Origin of the sequence: Marivivens sp. LCG002, from assembly GCF_030264275.1 — a bacterium.
Classification (GTDB): domain Bacteria; phylum Pseudomonadota; class Alphaproteobacteria; order Rhodobacterales; family Rhodobacteraceae; genus Marivivens.
In genome coordinates, this window is the sequence record NZ_CP127165.1 from 2,754,912 (window position 1) to 2,776,306 (window position 21,395).

Sequence of the window (21,395 nt, forward strand, 5' to 3'; positions counted from 1 at the left end):
TTGGTCATCCTTTTTCATGCGCCGGACGGATGGGGGCATTGGGGATGATCCCGTTACCTTCCCTCCGCCGGTTCTAACCGGTTCAGGTTCAACGGGTCCGCTTTCGCATCTCAGCTCTGGCCGAAACCAGAGCACCCCGAGGTAAGGCGAAACATAGCTCCAAGATTCCAATGCGCAAGGGCCAAGATTTTTGACCAAGAACCTTGGCCTAGAGCCGCTTGCAGGATAATGGGGAAACAAAGGAGACCGCCATGTCGCTCAACACGTTCGGACACATCTATCGCACCACCACTTGGGGAGAGAGCCACGGCCCTGCCCTTGGCGCTGTTGTCGACGGCTGCCCTCCGGGTGTGGCGCTCGATCCCGCGATGATCCAACAGTGGCTGGACAAGCGCAAACCGGGTCAGAACAAGAACACGACCCAGCGCAACGAACCCGACGAGGTGGAAATCCTCTCGGGCGTGTTCGAAGGTAAAACCACGGGCACTTCGATCAGTCTCCTGATCCGCAACACCGACCAGCGCTCCAAAGATTACGGCGACATCGCCCAGACCTTCCGCCCCGGTCATGCCGACATCACCTATCACCAGAAATACGGCTTCCGCGACTATCGCGGCGGCGGTCGTTCGTCGGCGCGTGAAACCGCGGCCCGCGTGGCCTCTGGCGGTGTCGCGCGCGAAGTGCTCAAGGCTCTCGTGCCGAACCTCGAAATCAAGGGCTATATGGTCCAGATGGGCCCGCGCGTCATCGACCGCGACCGCTTCGACTGGGGCCAGATCGATCAGAACGACTTCTGGTGCCCCGACGCCGAAACCGCCAAGCTTTGGGAAGACGACCTCGACCACCTCCGCCGCAAGGACCACAATTCGGTTGGCGCCGTGATCGAAGTCGTGGCCCGCGGCGTGCCCGCAGGCATCGGCGCTCCGATCTACGGCAAGCTGGACACCGACCTTGCCGCTGCCATGATGTCGATCAACGCCGTCAAAGGCGTCGAGATCGGTGAAGGCATGGCCGCAGCCGCCCTCACAGGCCGCGACAACGCCGACGAGATTTTCATGGGTCCGAACGGCCCCGAATACAGCTCGAACCACGCCGGCGGCATTCTGGGCGGTATCTCGACAGGTCAGGACGTTGTGGTCCGTTTCGCGGTCAAGCCGACATCGTCGATCCTCAGCCCCCGCGCTTCGATCCGCATCGACGGCACCCCGACCGAGGTCGTGACCAAGGGCCGCCACGACCCCTGTGTCGGCATCCGTGCCGTTCCCGTGGGCGAAGCGATGATGGCCTGCGTGATCCTCGATCACATCCTTCTGGATCGCGCCCAAACAGGCGGTGTGCGCGGGATCATCGGCTAAATGCTCGAGATCATCGGGATCACCTTTCCGGTCTTCGGCCTCATCGCCTTGGGCTATGCCGTCGTCTGGAAGGGCCTTTTCTCCCAAGATGATCTCAAGGTCTTCGGCAAATACGTCCTGAATATCGCGCTTCCCGCGCTCCTCTTTTCTGCGCTCGCCCGCAACCCGATCTCCGAGGTGTTCCAACCCGAGTATATCGCGATCTACGGCATCGCGTCGCTCGGCTCGATGGGCCTAAGCTACCTTTGGTTCACGCTGCGCCCCACGGGGCCCGCCCGCCGCGCCATCGCGGTCATGGGCGCGGGCTGTCCGAACTCGGGCTACCTCGGCTTGCCCATCCTGATGCTTGCCTTCCCGAATGTCGCGGCCAGCGCGATCTCGATGAACCTGATCGTCGAAAACCTTGTGATGGTGCCGCTTTCGCTCCTGCTGCTCGACCTCTCGCGGCCGCGCGACGGCCAGAGCATGGCCAAACTGCTCGGCGGTATCTTTCTCGGCATTCTGAAACGCCCGATGATCATCGGCATGATCCTCGGTATGCTGACCTCGATCCTCGGCGGGCATCTCCCCGTCCCGTTCGAGCGCCTCACGACCCTCCTTGCAGGCTCCACCGCCCCGATTGCTCTGATGGTGATCGGTGGCTCTCTGGTCGGTCTGCCGCTTCAGGGCAACCTCTCCATGGCGCTCCAGATCGTAGTGACCAAGCTGATCCTCCACCCCGCTCTCGCCGCGCTCATCATTATGGCGGGGGCAACGCTCGGCCTCTCGGGGATGGACCCGACACTTGCCGCCGCGCTCATCGTCTCGGCGTCCATGCCCATGCTCGGCATCTACGCCATCCTCGCACAGGACTACGGCCACGCAGGCATGGCCTCTATGGCCATGCTCGGAAGCGTCGTCTTCGGCTTCTTCACCAGCTCGGCGTTGTTATTTCTGCTGCTCTAGGCGCTGCTGTTTCGACAGTTGCACCGCAAGGATACCACCCGCGATAATCGCCACCCCAAGGTAATCGAGCGTCCCGATATGCTCGCCCAAAAGAGCCGCGGCAATCGCGACCCCGAAGAACGGGTTGAGAAAGTGGAAAGTCGCGGCCTTCACCGCCCCGATGCGCTGCACCAAAAGGAACCAGACAAAGGTCGCCAGCAATCCGGGCACCAGCGTCGTATAGGCAAAGGCAACGACAAGCTCGACGCTCCACGTGATCTCCAGCGTCTCGAAGATCGCCGCAGGCACCGAGAGAACCGCCGACCCGATAAGCATCTGTAGCCCGACGATCATCAACAGGTTTCCTCCTGATGACGCGCCCCGCACCGAAAGCGTTGCAATCGCCAGCGCGATCACCCCGATCACACAGATCCCAAGCCCAAACGTATCGATCCCGCCGCTCAGACGCGCGCCCATGATGATGGCAACCCCGATGATCCCCGCGACAAGTCCGACCATGCCAAGCCCGTTCGGGCGATCCCCAAGGAAGGCCCAGCCGAAAATCGCCACGATCAAGGGCATCGTCGCCGCCACAATCGCCGCAACCGAAGCCTCGATCGTCTGCATGGCAAGGAAAAAGAGCCCAAGGTAAAGCGCGTTCTGGCAGACCCCGAAAATCACGGTCGAGCGCCACTGCGCGCGGCTCAGCTTGGCGCTTTGCCCAAAAGCGAATGCAATCGCAATCCCCAAGCCGCCCGAAACCAGAAACCGCAAGGCAAGCGCCGTCATCGGCGGTGCATATTCAACGATCACCCGCGCCGAGGTGAAAGCCGAAGACCACATCAACGCAAACGCGATGCCCATTGCCACTGCTCTAAGGTCCATGATCTCTCCAAACGAAAAAGGGCCGCCCTCGGGCGACCCTTTCCGAAACTGTGCCGAGGTGCAAGACCCCAGTCGAGCCTTAGCCGTTCACGCTGTCCTTGAGCGCTTTGGCGATGGTCATCTTGACGACCTTGTCGGACTCTTTTTTGATCTGCTCGCCGGTGGCGGGGTTGCGCACCATACGCTCTGGACGCTCGCGGCAGTAGATTTTGCCAACGCCGGGCAGGGTCACTGCGCCGCCGGCGGAAACTTCTTTGGTGATGATAGCAAGAAGCGCCTCAAGGCTAGCAGCTGCGGTCTTCTTGTCGGTGCCTGCGTCGTCAGCGATTGCAGCTACGAGCTGGGCTTTGGTCATCGGCTTTGCCATCTTTATGGTCTCCCTTATTTGCCCGATTTGTAGGGCCTCATGCCCCGCATTCTAACGGTATGTTGTGCATCACCACAACGAATTGTGTGCCTTTGCAAGTATAAAAAGCCTATTTTATTGGAAAACAGACATTTCAGAGGAAGGCTGTTTCCTCAAAACTGCGCAATTTACGGCTATGGATACGCTCAAGCGGCATTTCCCGCAGCAATTCCATCGCCCGCACACCGACCATCAGGTGATTTGCGACCTGTGTTTTATAGAAATCAGACGCCATTCCGGGAAGCTTGAGTTCCCCGTGAAGCGGCTTGTCCGACACGCACAAAAGCGTCCCATAGGGCACGCGGAAACGGAACCCGTTCGCCGCGATGGTGGCGCTTTCCATGTCCAATGCGACCGCGCGCGACTGGCTCAAACGCTGCACAGGGCCCGAATGATCGCGCAACTCCCAGTTGCGATTGTCGATCGTCGCCACGGTCCCCGTGCGCATGATCCGCTTGAGATCATACCCCTCGAGTTTCGTCACTTGCGCCACCGAGTCCTGAAGCGCGATCTGGATTTCCGCCAGCGCAGGGATCGGCACCCAGACGGGCAAATCGTCGTCCAGAACGTGGTCCTCGCGCAGGTAAGCATGCGCCAGAACAAAGTCCCCGAGCCGCTGCGAATTGCGAAGACCCGCGCAATGCCCGACCATGAGCCACGCATGCGGACGCAGCACGGCGATATGGTCTGTGGCGGTCTTGGCGTTCGACGGCCCCACCCCGATATTCACCAGCGTGATCCCCGACCCATCTGCCCGCTTGAGGTGATAGGTCGGCATCTGCGGCAGCTTCGCGGGCGTGTTCATCGGCGCATCGGGCGTCGTGATCTCGGTATTGCCGGGACCGACGAACCCCGTATAGCCGCTGTCCTTGTCGGCCAGCATCTTGCGGGCATAGGCCTCGAACTCTTCGACATAGAACTGATAGTTGGTGAACAGCACGAAATTCTGGAAATGGTCGGGCTTGGTCGCCGTGTAATGCGCCAAACGCGCCAGCGAATAATCGACCCGTTGCGCGGTAAAGGGCGCAAGCGGAAGCGCCCCGTCGGGATAGGTGAACCCAAGCCCGTTCACGATATCATCATGCGTTGTGCTGAGGTCCGGCACGTCAAAAGCATCGCGGAGCGAAAACTCGAGAGCGCCCTCCTGCGGGACCGTCACACTCGCATCGCTCGCCACCGCGAAATGCACGGGCATCGGCGTGGCCGAAGGCCCGATGGACACCGTCGTCTTGTGGTTCCGGATCAAAAGCCCGATCTGCTGGCGCAGGTAATTGGCAAAAAGCCTAGGCTGCGTCACCGTCGTGGCATAGGTTCCGGGCATCGGCACGTGACCGAACGACAAACGGCTGTCCGTCTGTGCAAAGCTTGTCGTGACCAAACGGATCTCGGGATAGAACGCCCGATAGCGCGACACGAGCTTGCCCGACGCCACGGTTTCGGAAAACTTTTCGACCAGAAACGCCGTTGCCTGATCATAAAGTGCTATGAGCCGCTCGACCGCCGCCTCCGCAGAGTCAAAAGCCTCGTGCTCGAAAGTGTCGGGGGTGGCAATCGCAGCGGCGTCAAAGTCGGTCATCGGTCGTCCTCAATTCAGTGCCGAGGGATTTTCCGCACGGCTTGGTTCAAGTCTGACACCACAAAGATGAACTCCGCAAGACAGACGCAGCGCCCTGTTGCCTCTTACCGATTTTCGCCCACATATAACGGCATGACAAAAACACTTCTCTCTTTCGGTCACGGCTTCTCGGCCCAAGCGCTGGCCCAGCGCCTTCTTCCGCTCGATTGGCGCATCATCGGCACTACGCGGAACGAGGACAAAGCCGCGCGCTTCCTGTCCCAAGGGATCGAGCCGCGCATCTGGCCCGGCGCCGATATGATCCCTGCGCTCGACACCGCGACGCACCTCTTGATCTCGGCCGCACCCGATCAGAACGGCGATCCCGTGCTGGCCGCGTTGCAGGGCGAAATTGCCAAACGGGCGCACCAATTCGAATGGGTCGGCTATCTGTCGACCACGGGCGTCTATGGCGACAACGGCGGCGATTGGGTGGACGAGCAAAGCCCCCTGACCCCCGCCACCAAACGCGGCCAGCTTCGGGTCGAGGCGGAATCGGCTTGGGCCGCAATCGAGGGCCTGCCGCTTCACATCTTCCGTCTCGCTGGGATCTATGGCCCCGGCCGTGGCCCCTTTGCCAAGGTCCGCGCAGGCACCGCCCGCCGCATCATCAAAGAGGGTCAGGTCTTTTCCCGCACCCATGTCGAGGACATCGCCCAAGTGCTGCACGCCTCGATCAATCGCCCCAATCCGGGGGCGGCCTATAACGTCTGCGACGATGATCCCGCGCCGCCGCAGGATGTGATCGGCTACGCCGCCGAACTTCTCGGGCTTCCTCTACCGCCAGCCGAGGACTTCGAAACCGCAGAGATGACACCCATGGCCCGCAGCTTTTATGCCGAAAGCAAAAAGGTGCGGAACGACCGCATCAAGACCGAACTGGGCGTTAACCTGATTTACCCTGATTACCGCAGCGGACTTAGGGCGCTTCTCTCTCAAGAAGACTCCGAATAACCCAAGCCAGCCCAAAGAAAATACCAAGAAGGATAAGCGCCATGATCAGATTCGTGGCGTAAAAGGTTAACCGTCCGTCAAGTGTAAGATCATTAAGAAAAGGATAAGGAAATCCAGTACTTACCTTCCCCGCGGGGAAGTTTACGCGCGGCGAGACACCCCATTCGATCCAGCCGATATAGCCCAGAAGCGTGATGACCGAGAGCGTCGCGGACTCGAGAGGCTTGCGGAAACTACGATGGATAAAGAGCGCATCGATCCACTGGAGCGCAGGCCCCACAAGATGGAGATACCAGCCCTGAGCCGTGATCGACGTATCCTCGGTCGGCGAGACAAGGAACGGGTCCGCAAGGTAAAGCCGCCAATAAAGCATCACGACCATCCCGTTCAAAACGGCGGTCAATCCGATAAGCCCGTCATTGCGCCCCTTTATCAAGCCAAAGCTCCGCCCGAGCAACAATAGGCTAGAGACCGTGGAGAGCGTCAGCGCCCAATTGGTCAGGTATCGGAATGGTCCGCCGAACGGCTCCCAACTGCCGCCCCAAAAGAGCCACGAAAACCAATAGACCGCCAGACCAGCGACGAGAAAGCGGAACGCTTTTACAGATAGCTGCGATGTCATTGTGCTCTCCGAAACGCCTATGCGCTGAGAGAACCTACACGCGCAATTCCGAGCACGTCGAGAACTTTGGCCTCGATGGACGCTGCGTCAAGTTTCGCCTCGGCATACATATCCGCAGGGCTGGCGTGGTCGATGAACGTATCGGGAAGCACCATCGAACGGAACTTGAGCCCCTGATCGAACACCCCTTCGTCCGAGAGAAGCTGCGCGACATGGCTGCCGAAACCGCCGACCGCACCTTCTTCGATGGTGATCAAGGCGTCATGCTCGGCAGCAAGGCGCAGGATCATATCGCGGTCGAGCGGCTTGGCAAAACGGGCATCTGCGACCGTCGGCGTGATCCCCTTGGCGCCCAGCGCCTCACAGGCGATCTCGACCTCTTGCAGACGGGTGCCGAAGGACAGAATGGCAACGCCCTTGCCCTCGCGCACGATACGCCCCTTGCCGATTTCAAGCGGTTCCGCATCGGCGGGAATATCGACGCCGACGCCTTCGCCCCGTGGGAAACGAAAGGCAATCGGACCCTCGTCATGACGCGCCGCCGTGACGACCATCCGCGCAAGCTCGGCCTCATCCGCCGCCGCCATCACGACCATGCCGGGAAGGTTGGCCATAAACCCGATGTCAAAGCTCCCTGCGTGGGTCGCCCCATCCGCGCCGACAAGCCCCGCGCGGTCGATGGCAAAGCGAACAGGAAGCCGCTGGATCGCCACGTCGTGCACCACTTGGTCATAGCCGCGCTGAAGGAAGGTCGAATAGATCGCACAGAACGGACGCAAGCCCCCCGCAGCAAGCCCCGCAGAGAAGGTCACGGCATGTTGCTCGGCAATCCCCACATCGAAGCAGCGCGAGGTATAGCGCTCCATGAACCGCGCCAATCCCGTGCCGTCGGGCATCGCAGCCGTCACGGCGCAAATCTTGGGATCGCGCGCCGCTTCCTTGAGGAGAACTTCGGCGAACACATTGGTATAGGACGGCGCATTGGACTTGGCTTTGACCTGCTTGCCGGTCGGCACGTCGAACTTGGCCGTGGCATGGCCCTTGTCCCGCGCGGTTTCGGCGGGGGCATAGCCCTTGCCCTTTTTGGTGATCGCATGGATGAGCACAGGACCGTCCGCCCGCGCCTTGACGCTGCGCAGCACGGTCAAAAGCTGCTCCATGTCGTGCCCGTCCACAGGCCCGATATAGCGAAAGCCCAGCTCCTCGAACATGGTGCCGCCAACGGTCATATGCTTGAGCATATCCTTGGCCCGCTTGGCCCCCTCACGGAACGGCGGCGGAAGAAGCCCGATCGCACCCTTCGCGGCCTCCTTGAGGTCCTGCAAAGGCTCGCCCGCATAAAGACGGCTGAGGTAAGAGGACAGAGCGCCCGTCGGTTCGGCAATCGACATTTCGTTGTCGTTGAGGATGACGATCATCCGCTTGCCAAGATGGCCCGCGTTGTTCATCGCCTCGAACGCCATGCCCGCGCTCATCGACCCGTCGCCGATGATGGCAATCGCATCGCCAAGCCCGCTCTCGGTGGTGCCGCCAAGATCCCGCGCCACGGCAAAGCCCAAAGCCGCCGAGATCGACGTCGAAGAATGCCCCGCACCGAACGGGTCATAGGCACTCTCCGAGCGCTTGGTAAACCCCGACAACCCGTCCTTGGTCCGCAGCGTGCGGATACGGTCGCGCCGCCCTGTAAGGATCTTGTGCGGATAGGACTGGTGCGACACGTCCCAGATGATCTTGTCCTTGGGCGCGTCAAAGACCGCATGCAGAGCCACGGTCATTTCCACTACGCCAAGCCCCGCCCCGAGATGCCCGCCCGTTTCCGAAACGGCGGAAATCGTCTCGGCCCGAAGCTCGTCGGCCAGCTTGCGCAGCTGTGCATCGCTAAGCCCCTTGAGGTCGGCGGGGCTCTGGATCGTGTCGAGCAATGGCGTCACTGGTCTGGTCATGGCAAAGCGCCCGTTGGAAAATTACTTCTTGCGGTCGATAACGAACCGCGCAGCGTCCCGCAACACCGTTGCGGCCTCACCATAGGGAGATAGAGCGTCGCAGGCATCCGTCACGAGTTCATTTGCGCGGCGTTTCGCCCCCTCGAGTCCGAGCAGCGAAACAAAGGTCGCCTTGCCCGCCGCATCATCCTTGCGGAGTGCTTTGCCCACGGTGTCCTGATCCCCTTCGACATCAAGGATGTCGTCGGCAATCTGGAACGCAAGGCCCAGCGCATCGCCATAGGTCCTGAGCGGCGTGACATCCGCCCCCGCCATCATCGGCCCCGCAATGGCCGACCAAGTGATAAGCGCGCCCGTCTTGCCCGCCTGAAGCCGCGTGATCTCCTCAAGCGTCAAAGGCGTCTTGGCGGTCTCGGCGGCGATGTCCATCGCCTGACCCCCGACCATCCCGCGCACCCCTGCCGCAACGGCAAAGCTGCGGATCAGCCCGATCCGCGCCTCGGCGGAACATTTGGCCTCGGCCAAAAGCTCGAACGCCAAAGACTGGAGCGCATCCCCCGCAAGCACCGCCGTAGCCTCGTCCCATTTGCGATGCACGGTCGGCTGACCACGGCGCAGGTCGTCGTCGTCCATGCACGGCATGTCGTCATGAACAAGGCTATAGGCATGAACGGCCTCGATCGCGGCCGCTGCTTCGGTCGCATCCGCAACCCCATGAAGCCGCGCGCCCTCGATCACAAGAAACCCGCGAAGCCCCTTGCCGCCCGTCACCGCATAGCGCATCGCCTCCGCCACAGGCAGATCGACACCCTCCAGCGCCCGCGCGATACGGTGCTCGGAAATTTCTCTGGCGCGGGTCAGCGCCTCTTGGAACGACATCTTAGCCAGCGTCGAGAGGAGCAGTGCCGCTCGGCGCGCCATCGGCGCCAAAGGTGATCTTGGCGACCTTTTCCTCGGCCTCTTTGAGCTTGGCTTCGCACCGCGCCTTGAGAGCCGCGCCGCGCTCGTAGAGGGCAATCGAATCCTCAAGCGCAACGTCGCCGTGCTCAAGCTTGTTCACAACGGCTTCAAGCTCCTTGATCGCAGCTTCAAAGCTCATCTCGTTCACGGGGGTATCGGTCATCGGCCACGTTCCTCCAGTATTCTTACGTGTGCGGCAGCGCTCTCGGCCAGAGCCTCGAGATCATAACCGCCTTCGAGTGCGGATACCACGCGGCCTTGGCAATGTTTATCCGCAAGATCACAAATTCGCCCCGTGACCCATGCAAAATCGTCGGTCTCGAACTCGAGCTGGGCCAAGGGGTCGGCGCGATGCGCATCAAACCCCGCCGAGACGAGAATCAAATCGGGCTTGAACGCATCGATGCGCGGAAAGACGTCCCGCTCATAGACCTTGCGAAAGAGGTTCCCGTCCGATCCGGGCGGAAAACCGATGTTGAGCACATTTTCGAACTCGCCCGTATCCTCGGGATCACCCGAACCGGGCCAGAGGGGCCGCTGGTGCGACGATATAAAGAGCACCCGCTCGTCCTCTTGGAGAAGGTCTTGGGTGCCGTTGCCGTGGTGGACGTCGAAGTCGACGATGGCGACCCGTTTCAATCCGTGATGTTCGAGCGCATATTTGGCAGCGATGGCCACATTCCCGAAGAGACAGAACCCCATCTGAGTGGTCTTTTCCGCATGGTGGCCCGGTGGACGGATCGCGGCAAAGGCGTTCTGCGCCTCGCCTCCAAGGACCACATCGACCGCCCGCACGGCGGCCCCTGCGGCGCGATAGGCCGCGGCAAGCGAACCCTTGGACATCCATGTGTCCTCGTCAAGCTGCACGATCCCCTGATCGGGGGCCTTGGCCTTGATGCGGTCCACATAGGAATTGGGGTGCACCAGCAAAAGGTCGCTTTCCGCCGCCAAAGGCGCAAGCATCTTGGTCAGCGGAATACCGTCCAAGGCGTTGAGCACGAAATCGAGCCGCGCAACCTGTTCGGGGTGGCCGTTGGGGTTCACATGCCCAAGGCAATCGGGATGGGTGATCAAAGCAGTTGTCATGGGATTAATCCGGCACAAGCATATAGCCTTCGCCTCTCACCGTCTGGAGATAGCGGGGCTGTTTGGGGTCGCTCTCGATCTTGCGGCGAAGGCGGGTGATCTGGACATCCACCGCGCGCTCTTGGGTCTGGCCGCCGGAGCGCGCCAGCTCGTCCACAAGACGCCCGCGGGAAAAGGTCTCGCCCGTGGCGGCTGAAAAGATCTTCATCAACTGGTTCTCGGTGGCGGTCAGGCGCACGAGGTCCTTGTCGTGCCACAGCTCGTTGCGCTCGGTGTCATAGCGAAGCGGGCCGAGGTTGATGACCTTGGGCTTGACGGGTGCGACCTCGACCTGCGGGACGCGGCGGAGAATGGCGTTGATCCTGAGAAGGAGTTCCTTGGGCTCGAACGGCTTGGCAAGGTAATCATCCGCCCCCGCCTCGAGCCCCGAGATACGATCGCTGGTCTCGCCCTTGGCGGTGAGGAGCATGATCGGCGTCGTGATCTTTTGGCGGAGCGCGGCACAGAGGCTGATCCCGTCCTCGCCCGGCATCATGACATCAAGAACGATAAGGTCGAACTCCAGCCCTGCAAGGATGCGCCGCGCATGGGCGGCATCACGGGCGACGCTGACCAGAAACCCGTGCTTGACGAGAAACTTCTGGAGGAGCGATCTGATCCGCTCGTCGTCATCCACGATCAATAGGTGTGCGAGATCTGAACTCATGTCGTCTTGTCCTTGAGCGCTTCGTAATGGCGCCTCATTTCCACATCCATCATCGCCTCGAGCACCTGCCTGAAACCCGCAACAGCCTGAGGACCAGCCGCACGATAGGCGGCCCGCATCCTCTCGCGCTGGGCGTCAGAGAGTTCCCGCTCGAGTGCGGCCCCCGTTTCGGTAAGATAGAGATGTCGCTCCCGTTTGTCTTCCTTCCCGACCCTGCTCTCGACCAAACCGTCTTCGATCAGGGTGCGCAACACACGATTGAGGGATTGCTTTGTAACACCCAAGATAGACAGGAGGTTGTTGACCGTGGTTCCGGGACTCCTATGGATGAAGTGCACGGCGCGGTGATGGGCGCGGCCATAGGACTTGTCCTCGAGGATGCGGTCAGGATCGGCGGTGAACCCGCGATAGGCAAAGAACATGGCCTCGATCCCTTTGCGGAGCTGTTCGTCCGTTAGGTAAAGAAGTGACTGACCACCTGCGACATCATTCATGCTCTGACCCTCCAAGAGTGAACCCAAGATACGTCAGCCTTGTTGACATTCCAAGCATCAACTGGTAGCGAATCCGCAATTCAACGCAACATTATGTCCGAAGCGGACCTGATTGCGAAACAAAACGAAAAGGAAGGGTCTAAAAATGGCTGGTGCCTACGACGATCGCGACGGCAAAATCTGGATGGACGGCAAGTTGGTCGAATGGCGCGATGCCAAGGTGCACCTCTTGACCCACGCGCTTCACTACGCCTCTTCGGTGTTCGAAGGCGAGCGTTGCTATAACGGCAAGATTTTCAAAGGCGTAGAGCATTCGCACCGCCTCAAGCGTTCGGCGAACCTTCTGGATTTCGAGATCCCCTATACCATCGAAGAGATCGAAGCCGCCAAATACGAAGTGCTCAAGGCCAACGGCTGGACCGATGCCTATGTGCGTGCCATCGCATGGCGCGGTGCGGGCGAAGACATGGGTGTCGCCTCCAAGCGTAACCCCGTCCGTTTCGCTGTCGCGGCTTGGGAGTGGGGCAACTACTATGGCGATGCAAAGATGAAGGGCGCAAAGCTCGACATCGCGAAATGGCGTCGTCCCGATCCCGCGACCATTCCTTGCGAAGCCAAGGCAGCGGGTCTTTACATGATCTGCACCATGTCCAAGCACGCCGCCGAAGCCAAAGGCTGTTCGGATGCGATGATGTTCGACTATCGCGGCTATGTTGCCGAAGCGACCGGCGCGAACATCTTCTTCGTCAAGGATGGCGAGATCCACACGCCCAAGCCCGACTGCTTCCTCAACGGGATCACCCGTCAGACCGTGATCGGGATGCTCAAGGAAAAAGGCCTCACCGTTCACGAGCGTCACATCATGCCCGAGGAGCTTGAAGGCTTCGAGCAGTGCTGGCTTACCGGCACCGCAGCCGAGGTTACGCCCGTCGGCCAGATCGGTGACTACACCTTTGAAGTCGGCGCGATCTGCCGCGACATCTCGGAGAGCTACGAGAAGCTCGTTCGCGCCTAAGCGATCCGATCCGAGACGACATCAAGCGCCGGTCCAGAAATGGGCCGGCGTTTATCCTTGTTGGGTCATGGCTTTGCGCTGTTTGGCGCGTTCGATCCCGAGCTTGCGTTCCCGCAGGATAATGATGATCCCCGCGACGATGATGATGCCCGCCCCCGTCAGGGTGGCCTTGGTCGGCAGCTCGTCGAAGATGAAATACCCGATTGCGATGGCGAAGAGCATGGAGGTGTATTCAAACGGTGCGACCAAAGAAACGTCGGCATAGCGATAGCTCGACGTCAGGAAAATCTGGAGAAAGCCGCCAAGCACACCCGCGCCGACGAGAAAGGCCGCCTCTGTGGGTGTCGGGATGACCCAGCCCCAATAGATCGTAAAGAGCGACAGGACGGTCGCGGTGACGGAGAACCAGAAGACGATGGTTGCCGTGTCCTCGGTGCGGGTGAGTTTGCGCACGAAGACCTGTGCCAGCGAGGCCGAAACCGCGCTTGCCAAAGCGGTCATGACCCCGAGCATGGCAAGGGGGTCTTGGGTCGCGGTCTCGAACGAGAGGCGCGGCGCAAGGATGATACCCACCCCGACAAGACCGAGCGCAACCGCCCCGAGACGATAGGGGCCGACGTTTTCATTGAGGAACATGGCCGCAAAGATCACCACGAGGATCGGAGCGAGATAGCTTATCGCGGTCACTTCGGGGAGCGGCAGGAGACCAAGGCTTGCAAAGCCGAAAGCCATGCCAGAGGTGCCGATCAGACCGCGCCAGAAATGGCCGAGGGGATTTTTGGTCTTGAGCCCTGTGCCCAGCTCGCCCCGATACAAAAGCCAGACGACAATCACGGGAATGGCGAAGAACGAGCGGAAAAAGACCGCCTCGCCGGGGGGTATGGTATCCGAGACGTGCTTGATCATCGACGACATGATGACGCCGAAAGACACCGCTAGGAGTTTGTAAAGGACGCCTCGGAGCGGTTGCATTGTGACCTCGGAGCTCTGGCTATAGGGTCAGAGCACCAGAGGCCAAGGCAAAGGTCAAGCGCGATAGCCGCGTTCGATCTTGGTAAAGGCCGCAAGGCGCGAAGTTTCGCTTCGCAACTGGGGCTGTCGATGGAGTTCGCGCGGGGCGGGATGGGGTTTGTCCATCGCCTCGATCTTGAGAAACTGGCCAAGGCGGGTGCTGTCTTTGGCCTCGGTCGGACGGTCAACGATATGACGGTGCATGTGCAGTCCTCCTCTTGATGGAGGTCCAGACTAGCAGCTTTGGGTGGATTTTTCGAGTGTTTTAGGTCCCTAGGCGGGAAACAGCCCAACGCGCGGCTTCGGCAACCACAGGATCGGGGTCGGTGACGAGCGTCTCGGCCACGGGGCGCAGCGCAGGATCCGACGAATTGCCGATGGCGTAAAGCACGTTGCGCACAAAGCGGTTTCGGCCGATCCGCTTGATCGGAGAGCCGCTGAACAAGGCGCGGAAGGCAGGGTCGTCGAGGGTGGCAAGCTCGGAGAGTTTCGGTTCGATCAGCTCGGGGCGGGCGACGTATTTCATCTCGCGCGCTTCGGCGGCGAATTTGTTCCAAGGGCAGACCCCGAGGCAATCATCGCAGCCATAAATGCGGTTGCCCATCTTCTCGCGCAGGTCATGGGGGACCGCGCCGCCGAATTCGATCGTGAGGTAGGAAATGCAGCGCCGTGCGTCGATCTGGTAAGGCGCGGGAAAGGCATCGGTCGGGCAGGCATCAAGACAGGCACGGCACGAACCGCAGTGGCTCTCTTCGGGCGCATCCACGGGCAATTCCAGCGTGGTGAAAATCGCGCCGAGGAAAAACCAGCTTCCCAGATCGCGTCCAAGAAGGTTCGTGTGCTTGCCCTGCCAACCGAGACCTGCGGCCTGTGCGAGGGGCTTTTCCATGACGGGAGCGGTGTCGACAAAGACCTTGATCTCGGTGCCGGGGGCTTGGTCGATGAGCCAGCGGCCCACGGCCTTGAGCCGCTTTTTCACCAAGTCGTGGTAATCGCGGTTCTGGGCATAGACCGAGATGGCCGCGCGGTCGGGTTTGCCGAGAACTGCAAGGGGGTCATGTTCGGGCGTGTAGGGTTCGGCGAGCATGATGACGGAGCGCGCCTCGGGCCAGAGAGCGGCGGGGTTGCCGCGCCAATGCATACGGTCGGCCATCCACGCCATATCGCCGTGACGACCCTCGTCCACAAAGGTTTGAAGACGCTCGGCCAATTCAGGCAGAGCATCGGGGCGACAGATCCCCAGCTTGGCAAAACCCGCTTCCTTGGCAAAGGCTTCGAGCTTGTCGCGCATCGGCTCAGAAATCGAGGTCGGAATAGTGCGAGGGCTGGGGGAAACCCGGAAGCTGATCGGCGAGGATCGAGCGGAAGGCGGGGCGGCTCTTGATCTTGGCATACCAGTCCTTGACGATCTCGGAGCGGTTCCAATCCACGTCGGAGATATAGTCGAGGCACGACAGATGCGCGGCGGCGGCAAAGTCCGCGATGGTCAGATCATTGCCTGCAAGCCAGCGGCGTTTCTCGAGGAGCCACGCCATATAGTCGAGGTGATACTTGATCGCCTTGGCCCCTGCTTTGACGTTGGTGCTGTCGGGATAGCCTGTGCCCTTCACCTTGCGAAACACACGTTCGCCCAAGAGCTTGCAAGTGACTTCGTTATAGAATTTGTCATCGAACCAGCCAACGATGCGGCGCACTTCGTATCGGGCTTCGGCCCCTTTGGGCATTAGGGCGGGAGTCGGATGCAATTCTTCGAGGAATTCGCAAATCGCCTGACTCTCGGTGTAGAATTTGTTGCCCATCTTGAGCACGGGCACTTTGCCTGCGGGATTGCGGCGCATGAAATCTGCGTCCTGCTCCCAATACCGCTCTTCGACAAGCTCTACTTCGATCCGCTTTTCAGCAAGGACAAGACGGACTTTGCGGGAAAACGGCGACAGCGGGAAATGATACAGGCGGTTCATACATCAAACTCTGGCTTCGGAGATCGGGTCCTCAATGCCGCAACGGGGGCGCTTGATCAATGGCTGTTGCGCGTTTCAGTCACCTTCGAAGCAGCTTGCGCGGCCATCCGCTTGGATCGTGGCGGCTCCGTCCAGAATACGGGCGGCTTGGCGCCGGACATAGTTCGAGGGGTTCGAGGCGGAGCGATCCTTGGGATCGGGGAGGATCGCGGCAAGGCGGGCGGCTTCGGTCGGGTCAAGCTCGGCGGCGGAGACACCGAAGTAATGCTGGGCCGCGGCTTCGACGCCGAAGACGCCCGTGTCGAACTCGGCCACGTTGAGATAGACTTCGAGCACGCGGCGCTTGGACCAGACGGCCTCCATCAACGGGGTCAGCACGGCTTCGAGCGTTTTGCGGAGCCAGCTGCGCTCTTGCCAGAGGTAGACGTTCTTGACGACCTGTTGGGAAATGGTGGAGCCGCCACGGTTGGCCCCATCGGCAAGAGCGGCGCGGATGGCGGTCAGGTCGAGACCCCAGTGCAGGCAGAAGTTCGCGTCCTCGGCTGCGACGACGGAACGGGCCATAACCGGAGCGATGTCGTCGAAGGAGACCCATTCATGGTCGATGCTGCCGATGCGGCGACCTTCGGAGAACATATAGGGCGTGGTCGGCGGGTTGATCACCGAAAAGCCGATGATGCCCAGAGCCACAAGCACGACAAACCCGAGGCAGGCGCGGAGCACCCAGCGCTTGACCTTGGTTTTCCATCCGTCGATGCGACCTGTGATGGCTTTGCTTTTGCTGCTGCTCTTTTTTGCCATGGCAGGAGATTACAGGGGATGGGGGGGCAAGGAAAGCTGTCTTGGAAACGAAAAAGCCCCCGCGAATTGCAGGGGCTTTGACTTGGACTGTGGTCCGATTACTCGGCCGGAACTGCCTTTTCCTCGATCCAGAGCGGATGCGGGATGTGGATGAGCATTTCCTTGGGGCAGACCTGAATGAACTTGGCCTTTTCGGTTTCCCAGTGCTGGAGGATCTCGGCGGCCTTGCGGCTTCCGGTTTCCTTGGCGTGACGCTCGATCAGGCCGCGCAGTTGGGTTTCCCAATGCTCGACGGTGACGGGGCAGGTGACAAGCGACTCCATGTTGATGAGCGCTTCGGTGTCGCCGTCGGCGTCGTAGAGATACGCCATGCCGCCCGTCATACCTGCGCCGAAGTTGGCACCGATGGACCCGAGGATCACGGCAACGCCGCCCGTCATGTATTCACAGCCGTTGGAGCCGCAGCCTTCGACGACGACCTTGGCGCCCGAGTTACGGACGGCAAAGCGTTCGCCCGCACGACCCGCCGCGAAGAGGTAACCGTCGGTCGCACCGTAAAGCACGGTGTTGCCGATGATGGTGTTCTCGGAGGCGACAAGCGGCGAATTCATCGGAGGACGCACAACGATGGTGGCACCCGACAGACCCTTGCCCACGTAGTCGTTGGCATCGCCCGACACTTCGATCTTGAGACCCGGAGCGCCGAAGGCACCGAGCGACTGACCTGCCGAGCCCTTGAGCTTGACCGTGAGGTGGTCGGGCTGAAGGTTGTTGCGCATGCCGAAGTTCTTGACGATGTGCGACGAGGTGCGCGTGCCGATGGTGCGGAGCGTGTTCTGCACCGCATATTCGAGCTGCATCTTTTCGCCGTCGTTGAGGAAGCGGGCTGCATCCTGAACGATTTCGGCGTCGAGCGTATCGGGCACAACGTTGCGCGGCTTGTTGCGGTCGTACTTGATCTTGTCCGCGCCATCGACGGTGATGAGAAGCGGGTTGAGGTCAAGGTCGTCAAGGTGAGCCGAACCACGGCTGACCTGAGTCAGGAGGTCCGCACGGCCGATCACGTCATCAAGGCTACGGGCACCGATGGAGGCGAGGATTTCGCGCACTTCGGTGGCGTAGAAGGTGATGAGGTTCACAACCTTGTCTGCCGTGCCCGTGAACTTGGCGCGGAGCTCTTCTTTCTGGGTGCAGACACCGACGGGGCAGGTGTTCGACTGGCACTGACGCACCATGATACAGCCCATCGCGATCAGAGCGGCGGTGCCGATGCCGTATTCTTCGGCACCCATCATCGCGGCCATGACGATATCGCGGCCCGTGCGCAGACCACCGTCGGTGCGGAGCGTGACGCGTTCGCGCAGGTTGTTCATTGCAAGAACCTGATGCGCTTCGGTCAGACCCATTTCCCACGGAAGACCCGCGTATTTGATCGAGGTCGCGGGCGATGCGCCCGTGCCGCCGTTGTGGCCCGAGATCAGGATGATGTCGGCCTTTGCCTTGGCAACGCCAGCAGCAATGGTGCCGACGCCCGAAGAGGCCACCAGCTTGACCGTTACCTTGCAACGCGGGTTGATCTGCTTGAGGTCGTAGATCAGCTGGGCAAGGTCTTCGATCGAGTAGATGTCGTGGTGCGGCGGCGGCGAAATCAGGGTCACGCCTTTGGTCGAGTGACGCAGACGCGCGATGAGATCGGTGACCTTCATCCCCGGAAGCTGACCGCCTTCACCCGGCTTTGCACCCTGAGCGACTTTGATCTCGAGCTCTTCACAGTGGTTCAGGTATTCGGCGGTGACACCGAAACGGCCCGAAGCGACCTGCTTGATCTTGGCCGACGGATTGTCGCCGTTCGGCTCGGGAACGAAGTGTGCCGGATCCTCGCCGCCCTCGCCCGAGTCGGACTTGGCGCCGATGCGGTTCATGGCAACGTTGAGCAGCTTGTGTGCCTCGGGCGACAGCGCGCCGAGCGACATACCGGGGGTGACGAAGCGCTTGCGGATCGAGGTGATCGATTCCACTTCTTCGATCGGGATCGCTTTGCCCATCGGCTTGATCGCCAGAAGGTCACGCAGGTGGATCGGCGGGTTCGACTGCATCACAGACGAATACTGCTTCCACAGTTCGTAGGACGAACGGTCGCAAGCGGCCTGAAGAAGGTGCATCGTCTGCGCTTCCCATGCGTGCTTTTCACCCGAGCGGCGGGCTTTGTAGAAACCGCCGACAGGAAGAACGTTCTGGCCCGAGGTCCAGCCTTTGGCGTGCACTTCGGAAACCTTGTGCTGGATACCGTGAAGACCGATGCCTGAAATGCGGCTGTGCATACCGGGGAAGTATTCGGCAACCATCGCACGCGACAGGCCGACGGCTTCGAAGTTCAGACCGCCGCGATAGGACGAGAGAACCGAGATCCCCATCTTGGACATGATCTTGAGAAGACCTGCGTCGATAGCTTCGCGATAGGCTTTGACCGCTTCGGTCAGGGTGCAATCGAGAAGGCCGCGCTCGATACGGTCGGCGAGGCTGTCCTGTGCGAGATAGGCGTTCACGGTGGTGGCACCGCAACCGATGAGAACCGCAAAGTAATGCGCATCCATGCACTCGGCCGAACGGACGTTCAGCGAGGTGAAGGTGCGAAGGCCCTTGCGGGTCAGCCACGAGTGCACAGCCGAAGTCGCAAGGATCATCGGCATTGCGACTTTGTCGACGCTCTGGTGCTCGTCGGTCAGGATGATGTGACCTGCGCCCGAACGCACGGCGTCCTCGGCCTCTTCACGCACGCGGGTGAGTGCGTTGCGCAGTGCCTCTTGGTCGCCGCCCGCGGCAAAGGTGCAGTCGATGACGACAACGCTGTCGCCGAACTGCTTGACCATCTGCTCGAACTCGGCGTTGCCGACGAAGGGGCTCTCGAGCACGAGGATTTCGGTCTGCGAGCTGTTTTCGTCGAGCACGTTCTTGAGGTTGCCGAAGCGCGTCTTGAGTGACATGACGCGGCTTTCGCGCAGCGAGTCGATCGGCGGGTTCGTCACCTGCGAGAAGTTCTGGCGGAAGAAGTGCGACAGCGGGCGATATTGCTGCGAAAGCACCGCCGACGGGGTGTCGTCGCCCATGGAGGCGATCATTTCCTTGCCGTCTTCGGCCATCGGAGCAAGAACCTGCTCGAGCTCTTCAAGGCTGTAGCCAGCCGCGATCTGGCGCTTGCGCAGCTCGTCGCCCGTGAAGAGCGGCTTTTCTGCGACGTCCTTGGTGATCTCGCTCAGATCGACGACCTTTTCGATCCAGTCGCCGAAGGGCTGGCTGGCGGCGAGCTTGTCCTTGATCTCGGTGTCGTGGAAGAGCTTTCCCTCTTTCATGTCCACAGCGATGAGCTGACCCGGACCGAGAGCGCCCTTTTCGACGACGGTGGCTTCGTTGATCGGAACCATGCCCGCTTCGGAGCCAGCGATCAGAAGACCGTCGCCCGTGACGACATAGCGGAGCGGACGCAGGCCGTTACGGTCAAGACCGCCACAAACCCAACGACCATCGGTCATCGCAAGAGCGGCAGGGCCGTCCCACGGTTCCATCACGGCGTTGCAGTAGGAATACATGTCCTGCCATGCCTGCGGCATCTCGACGGCCTGCTTGGACCATGCTTCGGGAACGAGCATCGTCTTGGCCATCGGGGCGTTGCGGCCTGCGCGCACGAGGACTTCGAAGACCGAGTCGAGTGCTGCGGAGTCGGAGACGCCAGCGGGGATGATCGGCTTCATGTCTTCGGCCATATCGCCGAAGGTCGAAGAGGCCATACGGATTTCGTGGCTCTTCATCCAGTTGACGTTGCCCTTGAGCGTGTTGATCTCGCCGTTGTGGGCCAACATGCGGAAGGGCTGGGCAAGACGCCATTCGGGGAAAGTGTTGGTCGAATAGCGCTGGTGATAGATCGCAAAGGCGGATTCGAAACGCTCGTCCTGAAGGTCGGGATAGAACTCGGCGACCTGCTCGGCGAGCATCATGCCCTTGTAGATGATCGAGCGGCAGGAGAGCGAGCAGAAGTAGAGGCTCGCGATCTGGGCCGCAATCGCCGCTTTCTCGATGCGGCGGCGGATGATGTAAAGCTCGCGCTCGAACTGGTCCTCGTCGATGTCCTTTTCGCAGCGGATCAGGATCTGCTCGATTTCGGGACGGGTCGCGTTGGCCTTTTCACCAAGGCAATCGGTGCTTACCGGAACGTGGCGCCAGCCATAGATATAGTGACCCATGCGCAGAACTTCGGATTCCACGATGGTCCGGCAACGCTCTTGAGCGCCGAAATCGGTGCGCGGCAGGAAGACCTGACCAACGGCGATCATCTTGTTCAGATCGGGCTCGTGGCCCGTGCGACGGATCTGGTCGCGGAAGAACTCGACCGGAATCTGGACGTGGATACCTGCGCCGTCACCCGTTTTGCCGTCGGCGTCGACAGCACCGCGGTGCCAGATTGCCTTGAGCGCGGAGATGCCGTTGTCGACGACCTTGCGCGAGGGTTTGCCATCAACGGATACAACAAGACCGACACCACAGCTGGAATGCTCGTCATCCTCACGGAAGAGGCTGTTCTCGGTCATCCACTTGCGCTTAGCTTCTTCGGCTGCGGCCCAATTTTCGTCATAGATGGTCATGATTGGCTCCTTAGAGGCAG

At 60.8% G+C, this 21,395-nt stretch carries 20 protein-coding genes and 1 riboswitch; of the genes, 4 read left to right on the forward strand and 16 right to left on the reverse strand.

The window, feature by feature from the left end:
* Positions 1-42 precede the first annotated feature (42 nt).
* Positions 43-149, reverse strand: a riboswitch (TPP riboswitch).
* 102 nt (positions 150-251) lie between these two features.
* The gene (gene aroC / locus QQG91_RS13670; RefSeq protein ID WP_285770769.1) at positions 252-1,355 is read left to right on the forward strand and encodes a chorismate synthase; all 1,104 of its coding nucleotides are present in this window, start codon (positions 252-254) and stop codon (positions 1,353-1,355) included.
* Positions 1,356-2,300 (forward strand): AEC family transporter, encoded by a 945-nt coding sequence (locus QQG91_RS13675; protein WP_285770770.1) that lies wholly within the window; start codon positions 1,356-1,358, stop codon positions 2,298-2,300.
* Here QQG91_RS13675 and QQG91_RS13680 read toward each other — a convergent pair.
* The 3 genes from QQG91_RS13680 to QQG91_RS13690 form a co-directional block, all read right to left on the reverse strand.
* Entirely contained in the window at positions 2,283-3,164 is an 882-nt protein-coding gene (locus tag QQG91_RS13680) for a DMT family transporter (RefSeq protein ID WP_285770771.1), read from the reverse strand. The two genes, QQG91_RS13675 and QQG91_RS13680, sit on opposite strands and share 18 nt — an antisense overlap.
* 79 nt (positions 3,165-3,243) lie before the next feature.
* Positions 3,244-3,531, reverse strand: coding sequence for an HU family DNA-binding protein (locus tag QQG91_RS13685; protein ID WP_285770772.1), 288 nt, complete (start codon positions 3,529-3,531; stop codon positions 3,244-3,246).
* A 133-nt stretch (positions 3,532-3,664) separates the two neighbouring features.
* On the reverse strand, positions 3,665-5,146 hold the full coding sequence (locus QQG91_RS13690; RefSeq protein ID WP_285770773.1) for an AMP nucleosidase: 1,482 nt from the start codon (positions 5,144-5,146) through the stop codon (positions 3,665-3,667).
* 132 nt (positions 5,147-5,278) lie between these two features.
* On the opposite strand from QQG91_RS13690, the gene QQG91_RS13695 reads away from it, so the two are divergent.
* A complete protein-coding gene (locus QQG91_RS13695; RefSeq protein ID WP_285770774.1) occupies positions 5,279-6,139 on the forward strand; it encodes an SDR family oxidoreductase in 861 nt (286 codons plus the stop codon).
* Here the strand turns inward: QQG91_RS13695 and QQG91_RS13700 are convergent.
* The 7 genes from QQG91_RS13700 to QQG91_RS13730 are packed head-to-tail and all read right to left on the reverse strand — an operon-like array spanning position 6,105 to position 11,950.
* Positions 6,105-6,761 (reverse strand): androgen-induced gene 1 family protein, encoded by a 657-nt coding sequence (locus QQG91_RS13700; RefSeq protein WP_285770775.1) that lies wholly within the window; start codon positions 6,759-6,761, stop codon positions 6,105-6,107. The two genes, QQG91_RS13695 and QQG91_RS13700, sit on opposite strands and share 35 nt — an antisense overlap.
* Positions 6,762-6,778: 17 nt before the next feature.
* A complete protein-coding gene (gene dxs / locus QQG91_RS13705; RefSeq protein ID WP_285770776.1) occupies positions 6,779-8,704 on the reverse strand; it encodes a 1-deoxy-D-xylulose-5-phosphate synthase in 1,926 nt (641 codons plus the stop codon).
* A 21-nt stretch (positions 8,705-8,725) separates the two neighbouring features.
* On the reverse strand, positions 8,726-9,625 hold the full coding sequence (locus QQG91_RS13710; RefSeq protein ID WP_285770777.1) for a polyprenyl synthetase family protein: 900 nt from the start codon (positions 9,623-9,625) through the stop codon (positions 8,726-8,728).
* Positions 9,585-9,827: an exodeoxyribonuclease VII small subunit gene (locus tag QQG91_RS13715; RefSeq protein ID WP_285770778.1), complete on the reverse strand. Its 243-nt coding sequence runs from the start codon at positions 9,825-9,827 to the stop codon at positions 9,585-9,587. The genes QQG91_RS13710 and QQG91_RS13715 overlap by 41 nt, the downstream gene beginning before the upstream one ends.
* Complete coding sequence (locus QQG91_RS13720) at positions 9,824-10,750, reverse strand: histone deacetylase family protein (protein WP_285770779.1); 927 nt, start codon at positions 10,748-10,750, stop codon at positions 9,824-9,826. The genes QQG91_RS13715 and QQG91_RS13720 overlap by 4 nt, the downstream gene beginning before the upstream one ends.
* Before the next feature lie 4 nt (positions 10,751-10,754).
* Positions 10,755-11,456, reverse strand: coding sequence for a response regulator (locus QQG91_RS13725; protein ID WP_285770780.1), 702 nt, complete (start codon positions 11,454-11,456; stop codon positions 10,755-10,757).
* On the reverse strand, positions 11,453-11,950 hold the full coding sequence (locus QQG91_RS13730) for a MarR family winged helix-turn-helix transcriptional regulator (RefSeq protein WP_285770781.1): 498 nt from the start codon (positions 11,948-11,950) through the stop codon (positions 11,453-11,455). The genes QQG91_RS13725 and QQG91_RS13730 overlap by 4 nt, the downstream gene beginning before the upstream one ends.
* A 145-nt stretch (positions 11,951-12,095) precedes the next feature.
* Here QQG91_RS13730 and QQG91_RS13735 point away from each other — a divergent pair, with 145 nt between their 5' ends.
* Positions 12,096-12,965: a branched-chain amino acid aminotransferase gene (locus tag QQG91_RS13735; RefSeq protein WP_285770782.1), complete on the forward strand. Its 870-nt coding sequence runs from the start codon at positions 12,096-12,098 to the stop codon at positions 12,963-12,965.
* Positions 12,966-13,016: 51 nt separating this feature from the next.
* On the opposite strand, the gene QQG91_RS13740 is transcribed toward QQG91_RS13735, so the two are convergent.
* From QQG91_RS13740 to gltB, 6 genes are all read right to left on the reverse strand, one after another.
* Positions 13,017-13,937 (reverse strand): DMT family transporter, encoded by a 921-nt coding sequence (locus QQG91_RS13740; protein WP_285770783.1) that lies wholly within the window; start codon positions 13,935-13,937, stop codon positions 13,017-13,019.
* A gap of 54 nt (positions 13,938-13,991) precedes the next feature.
* Positions 13,992-14,180, reverse strand: a complete 189-nt coding sequence (locus QQG91_RS13745) for a hypothetical protein (RefSeq protein ID WP_285770784.1) — start codon at positions 14,178-14,180, stop codon at positions 13,992-13,994.
* A gap of 61 nt (positions 14,181-14,241) precedes the next feature.
* Entirely contained in the window at positions 14,242-15,267 is a 1,026-nt protein-coding gene (gene queG, locus QQG91_RS13750) for a tRNA epoxyqueuosine(34) reductase QueG (RefSeq protein ID WP_285770785.1), read from the reverse strand.
* A 4-nt stretch (positions 15,268-15,271) separates the two neighbouring features.
* Positions 15,272-15,937 (reverse strand): FtsZ-binding protein FzlA, encoded by a 666-nt coding sequence (gene fzlA, locus QQG91_RS13755; RefSeq protein ID WP_285770786.1) that lies wholly within the window; start codon positions 15,935-15,937, stop codon positions 15,272-15,274.
* A gap of 75 nt (positions 15,938-16,012) precedes the next feature.
* Positions 16,013-16,738: a monofunctional biosynthetic peptidoglycan transglycosylase gene (gene mtgA, locus QQG91_RS13760; RefSeq protein WP_285770787.1), complete on the reverse strand. Its 726-nt coding sequence runs from the start codon at positions 16,736-16,738 to the stop codon at positions 16,013-16,015.
* 98 nt (positions 16,739-16,836) lie between these two features.
* On the reverse strand, positions 16,837-21,375 hold the full coding sequence (gltB, locus tag QQG91_RS13765) for a glutamate synthase large subunit (protein ID WP_285770788.1): 4,539 nt from the start codon (positions 21,373-21,375) through the stop codon (positions 16,837-16,839).
* Between the last annotated feature and the right edge of the window lie 20 nt (positions 21,376-21,395).